The sequence below is a fragment of the Endozoicomonas sp. SESOKO2 genome, from assembly GCF_024606245.1.
In the GTDB taxonomy this organism is placed as follows: domain Bacteria; phylum Pseudomonadota; class Gammaproteobacteria; order Pseudomonadales; family Endozoicomonadaceae; genus Endozoicomonas_A.
The window spans coordinates 1-5,236 of the sequence record NZ_JAHHPQ010000818.1 but is presented as its reverse complement, the minus strand read 5'-3'; the positions used below and the strand labels follow the sequence as shown (position 1 = coordinate 5,236).

Genomic DNA, 5,236 nt, shown 5'->3' with positions numbered 1-5,236 from the left:
TGGTGATACACACCAAGAGATACTGGCAACAAGACGGGAAATGCGAGAGTACCAGAAGGAAAATCGGTTGCGCTTTGCACAGCGTGACCGTGAACTCTCAGAAATTAAAGCTACGATTGCTGCGCTTACTGAAGCCACCCATGCAGGCTTTAAACGTAGCGACGAAAAAATAGACCAGCTAGAATTACTCATCCGTCAACGCCTCCCCAACAACTAACACGCCACCTAATAATAAAATCCAGTGGATTGCCTGTCGGCAACCACTGACTTAAAGGGTTAGGTGTCTCTGTGCCGTCACTGTCTGGATTAACGCACAAGAAATAATCATAGGGTGAACGCATGAACCACGATAAAGACAAAGACGATACCTGGAATGCCATCAGCCGCATAGAGGTCAGTGTCAAAAACTCACAGGACGATATCAGGAAGCTGTACCTGCACAGCGTACGGCAGGAAGTAGCTGTTGAGTCAAATCAACCATCTTCAGCGCCGATGGCCGTCATCTGGTGACCGCCAGTGAAGATAAGACAGCAAAAATCCATGACCAGCAGACCAATGGGTCATGGCAACACAAAACCACCATTCAACACGATGGGGCGGTCAGATCAGCCACCTTCTGTGCCGATAGCCGCCATGTGGTGACCGCCAGCCATGACAACACGGCGAAAATCTATGGCCTGCTGGCCGATGGATCATGGGTAGAAAAAGCCACCATTTCTCACAAAGATTTGATCGAGTCAGTCACCTTCAGCGCCGATGGTTGCCTTGTGGTGACCGCCAGTTACGACAGTATGGCAAAAATTTATGGTCTGGGGGCCGATGGATCATGGCTGGAAAAAGCCACCATTCAACACAAGAAAGCAGTCCGGTCAGCCAACTTCAGCGCCGATGGCCAATTCGTGGTGACCACCAGTGAGGATGAAACGGCGAGAATCACTGAACTATGGAGCGGCGATTGAGGGTCGAACAGAACTCTTCTTTTTCATAGTGTCACCGAACTCAATGTTTTGAACTTTCATTAAAAAAACGACTCTAACAGACCGAATCAATTTCGAATGTCCTTTCTGACCGAGGATTAATAGTGACTTTCGCCCACTGCAGGAACCAGGCATGAACCCTCCGAACATCAATTACAACAATGATGGTTCACTCTCACCAACACTCAAGCAGCCTCGATTGAATGAAACCGCATCGGGTGTCAGTGCAGGCAGGGAGGTGAGTGTACAGGACAATATTGAACCTGCATTCTTCCATTTGCCCGAAGAGATACATGCCAGGATTATTCACCTTTTGGATTTTCGAGAGGTTACCCGTTTAGCAAAGGTCTGCAAATATCTTCACGATCTTGTTAAAAATGATAAAGCTCTGGAAAGAGCATGGTTTCGTCGGTTTCCTTCACCACACCAATATCAACTAAAGACCATCATTACTTCAAAAGATGATCAACAACTCCGTGATTGGTTGACACCGTTTGCCAATACGGACACTGTCGAGTCACTCATAAAAAAACGTGATAATGCATATTTTCCTGCTCTGATCCTTTTCACCAAAAGCAAAATGATGTCTCAGTGTGAACTATTTAAACTGGAGACAAAAGCCAAAATCACCCATCGTGAAGAAGTCAATACAGCCACCTTTAGCGCCGATAGCCGCCATGTGGTGACTACCAGTCTGGGTAATACGGTGAAAATCTGTGGTCAGAAAGCCAATGGATCGTGGGAAACAAAAGGCATCATCACCCATGCTGGCTGGCTCAGATCGGCCACCTTTAGTGCCGATAGCCGCCAGCTGGTGACAGCCAGCCGTGATCACACAGCGAAAATCTGTAGTCTGCAGGACGATGGAACATGGGAAGAAAAAGCCACCATTTTTCATACTTGTTTTGTCAACTCAGCCATCTTCAGCGCCGATGACCGCCATGTGGCGACCGCCAGCCATGACTACACAGCGAAAATCTGTAGTCAGGGGGACAATGGATTATGGGAGGTAAAGGCCACTATTCAACACAGTAATGGGGTCAGGTCAGCCATCTTTAGCGCCGATAGCCGTCATGTGGTGACTGCCAGTGATGATAAGACGGCAAAAATCTATAGCCTTATGAGCGATGGTTCATGGGAAGAAAAAGCCACCATTAACCATGAGGGTAGGGTCTTATCAGCCACCTTCAGCGCCGATAGCCGATTCGTGGTAACCGCCAGTGAAGACAGCACGGCGAAAATCTATGACCTGCAGGCTGATGAATCATGGAGAGAAATAGCGACGATTTCCCATGATGATGTGGTCTACTCAGCCAACTTCAGTGCCGATGGCCGTCATCTGGTGACCGCCAGTGAAGATAACACGGCAAAGATCCATGAGGAGACCAATGGGTCATGGGAAGAAAAAGCCACCATTAACCATGAGGGCTGGGTTCTATCAGCCACCTTCAGCGACGATGGCCGCCATGTGGTGACCGTCAGCGTTGACAAAACGGCGAAAATCTACGGCCTGCTGACCGATGGATCATGGGTAGAAAAAGCCACTATTGCTCACAAAGATTTGATCCGATCAGCCACCTTCAGCACCGATGGTTGCCTTGTGGTGACCGCCAGTCGCGACAAAACGGCAAAAATTTATGGTCTGGGGGCCAATGGATCATGGCTGGAAAAAGCCACCATTCGACACAAGAAAGCAGTCCGAGCAGCCACTTTCAGCGCCGATAGCCGATTCGTGATGACCGGCAGTGAGGATAAGACGGCAAGAATCACTGAACTATGGAAGTAAGATTGATGATCAGATGAGCGTATAACCGACTAAAACAACCTGCAATTAAGCGTGTTTTGATGATAGCCGATTTAAAAACAGCCTTATGTTGAGAACCTGACTACAACTTTTGCAGCGAGCTCTCAATGAAAAAGTTCTTTCTGTTATTTCCCCGGATCAGCCCTGTTTTTGCTTAGTTTTACTGACCTTATTGTTATGAACTTTCATTTTTAAACCAGTTCTAAATTTCGAACGTGCTTTCTGACTGAAGGTAAATACTGACTTTGCAGCTTTGAGGGAACAGACATGCAAACTACAAACAGCAATTCCAGAATTGACGGTCCACTCACGGGTACACGTAAGAAACCACGATTGGAGGAAGCACCAACAGGTGTCAGTGTGGGCATGGACGTTACTATACAGAACAAAATTAAACCTACATTCTTACATTTGCCCGAAGAAATACATGCCAAAATTATTCGCAATCTGGATTTTCGAGAGGTTACCCGTTTAGCCAGGGTCTGCAAATATCTTCGCGATCTTGTCAAAAACAATAACGCTCGGGAAAGAGCATGGTATCGCCGGTTTCCTTCACCATGCCAATATCAACTAAAGACCATCGCTATGACAAAAAACAGGCAACAACTCCGTGGTTGGTTGAAGCCGTTTGCGAGTAGGGATACTGTCGAGTCACTCCTGGAACAACGAAAATGTAATTATTTTCCAGCCCTGCTCCTTTTCACCAACAGTAAGCTGATGTCTCAATGTGAAACATTCAAGTTAGTGAAAAAAGCCAGAATGTCTCAAAAGCGCCACATCACCAAAGCCACCTTCAGCACCGATAGCTGCCACGTACTGACCCGCAATATGGGTCGAGAAGTGAAAATCTATGGCCAGAAGACCGGTGGATCATGGGAAGAAAAAACCACTATTTCCCATGACAAATACATCTCATCAGCCACCTTCAGTCCCGATAACCGTCATGTATTGACGGCCTGTTATGCTGGCAAAGCGAAAATTTGTGAGCTGGGGGACGATGGATCATGGGAAGTAAAAACCGCCATTTCCCATCGTTATTTGCTCAGGTCGGCTAATTTCAGTGCTGATGGCGACCATGTTGTGACCGCCAGTGACGATGGGGTGAAAATCTATGGCCATGAGACCGGTGGATCATGGGAAGAAAAAGCCACTGTTCACCATGATTGTTCGGTCTACTCGGCCAGCTTAAGCTCCGACGGTCGTCATCTGTTGGTCATCGATCGTAATCATACTGCGACCATCTACGTTCAGGAGGACGATGAATCATGGACAGTAAAAGACACCTTTACCCATGGGGATACTATCACCTCTGCCGCTTTCAGCAACAATGGCCGCCATCTGGTCACCGCCAGTAAAGACGGTACGGTAAAAATCTGCGATCTGCAGGACGATGAATCATGGAAAGAAATAGCCACGATTTCTCATGGTGATCCGGTCAACTCAGCCGAATTCAGCGCCGATAGCCTCCGTGTGTTGACCGCCAGTAGTAGTAACATGGCAAAAATCTATGGACAGAAGGCCCCTGGATCATGGGTAAAAGAAGCCACCATTGCACACAAGGAGATAGTCAACTCAGCCCACTTTAGCGCCGATGGTCGCCATGTGGTGACCGCCAGCAGAGATAACAAGGCGAAAATCTACGGCCAGAAGGCCCCCGGACTATGGGTAAAAAAAGCCACCATTACCCACAAAGGTTGGGTCCGGTCAGCCACCTTCAGCGCCGATGGTTGCCATGTGTTGACCGTCGGTCTCGACAAAACGGTGAAAATTTATGGCCTTGGACCCGATGGGTCATGGGTAAAAAAAGCCGTTATTCGGCGCGAGCATGACATCGAATTAGCCACCATCAGCGCCGATGGCCGACAGGTGTTGACCGTCGATCAATTTAACGAGCTGAGAATCACTGAACTACGGAGGAAAGATTGATGCAGGGCCCTGTTGCCCGGGAGCCTGACCTGAATTTATGAACTTTCATACTAAATCCGGCTCTAACCTTTCAACGCATTTTAAATGCCCCCTCAAAACAAGGATAAATTCTGACTCGGAGCCATGGAGAAACAGGTATGCACTCTACAAAAAGCATTGGCAGCACTGGCGACATTAACGCTTCACCCTTGCCAACACCTAAGCGACCTCAATTGGAAGAGGCACCGACGGGTGTTAGTGCAGGCAGGGAGGTTGCTGTACATGAAAAAAATAAACCTTCATTCCTCAATTTGCCCTACATAGCACAGTCCATGATTATTCGCTGTTTGAGTTTTCGAGAGATTACCGCTTTAGCAAAGGTGTGCAAACATCTACACGAGCTTGTAAAAAATGATAAAACGCTGGAAAAAGCATGGTATCGCCGGTTTCCTTCACCACACCAATATCAACTAAAGACCATTTTTACGGCAAAAGATAATCAACAACTCAGTGATTGGTTGAGGTCGTTCGCCAATGCGGACACTGCCAG

6 protein-coding genes are annotated in these 5,236 nt (G+C 47.6%); all 6 read left to right on the top strand.

What is annotated here, in order from left to right; genetic code table 11:
- A partial coding sequence (locus KDK17_RS19235; RefSeq protein WP_257276248.1) for a hypothetical protein occupies nucleotides 1-217 on the top strand: 217 nt, incomplete at its 5' end.
- Nucleotides 218-339: 122 nt separating this feature from the next.
- Nucleotides 340-510 carry a hypothetical protein gene (locus tag KDK17_RS19230; RefSeq protein WP_257276247.1) on the top strand — a complete coding sequence of 57 codons (171 nt, stop codon included), beginning with the start codon at nucleotides 340-342 and terminating at the stop codon, nucleotides 508-510.
- Complete coding sequence (locus tag KDK17_RS19225; RefSeq protein WP_257276246.1) at nucleotides 507-959, top strand: WD40 repeat domain-containing protein; 453 nt, start codon at nucleotides 507-509, stop codon at nucleotides 957-959. Before KDK17_RS19230 ends, KDK17_RS19225 begins: the two co-directional genes overlap by 4 nt.
- Before the next feature lie 151 nt (nucleotides 960-1,110).
- Nucleotides 1,111-2,763, top strand: a complete 1,653-nt coding sequence (locus KDK17_RS19220) for an F-box/WD40 repeat-containing protein (protein ID WP_257280963.1) — start codon at nucleotides 1,111-1,113, stop codon at nucleotides 2,761-2,763.
- Nucleotides 2,764-3,048: 285 nt separating this feature from the next.
- A complete protein-coding gene (locus KDK17_RS19215; protein ID WP_257288844.1) occupies nucleotides 3,049-4,707 on the top strand; it encodes an F-box/WD40 repeat-containing protein in 1,659 nt (552 codons plus the stop codon).
- Nucleotides 4,708-4,844: 137 nt separating this feature from the next.
- Nucleotides 4,845-5,236: F-box protein (locus tag KDK17_RS19210; RefSeq protein WP_257288843.1), on the top strand; the 392-nt coding region annotated here is incomplete at its 3' end.

What these genes read in the sequence shown, in the direction of transcription:
- KDK17_RS19230 (WP_257276247.1), top strand. Translation starts at nt 340, where the DNA reads ATGAACCACGATAAAGACAAAGACGATACCTGGAATGCCATCAGCCGC.
- KDK17_RS19220 (WP_257280963.1), top strand. Translation starts at nt 1,111, where the DNA reads ATGAACCCTCCGAACATCAATTACAACAATGATGGTTCACTCTCACCA.
- KDK17_RS19215 (WP_257288844.1), top strand. Translation starts at nt 3,049, where the DNA reads ATGCAAACTACAAACAGCAATTCCAGAATTGACGGTCCACTCACGGGT.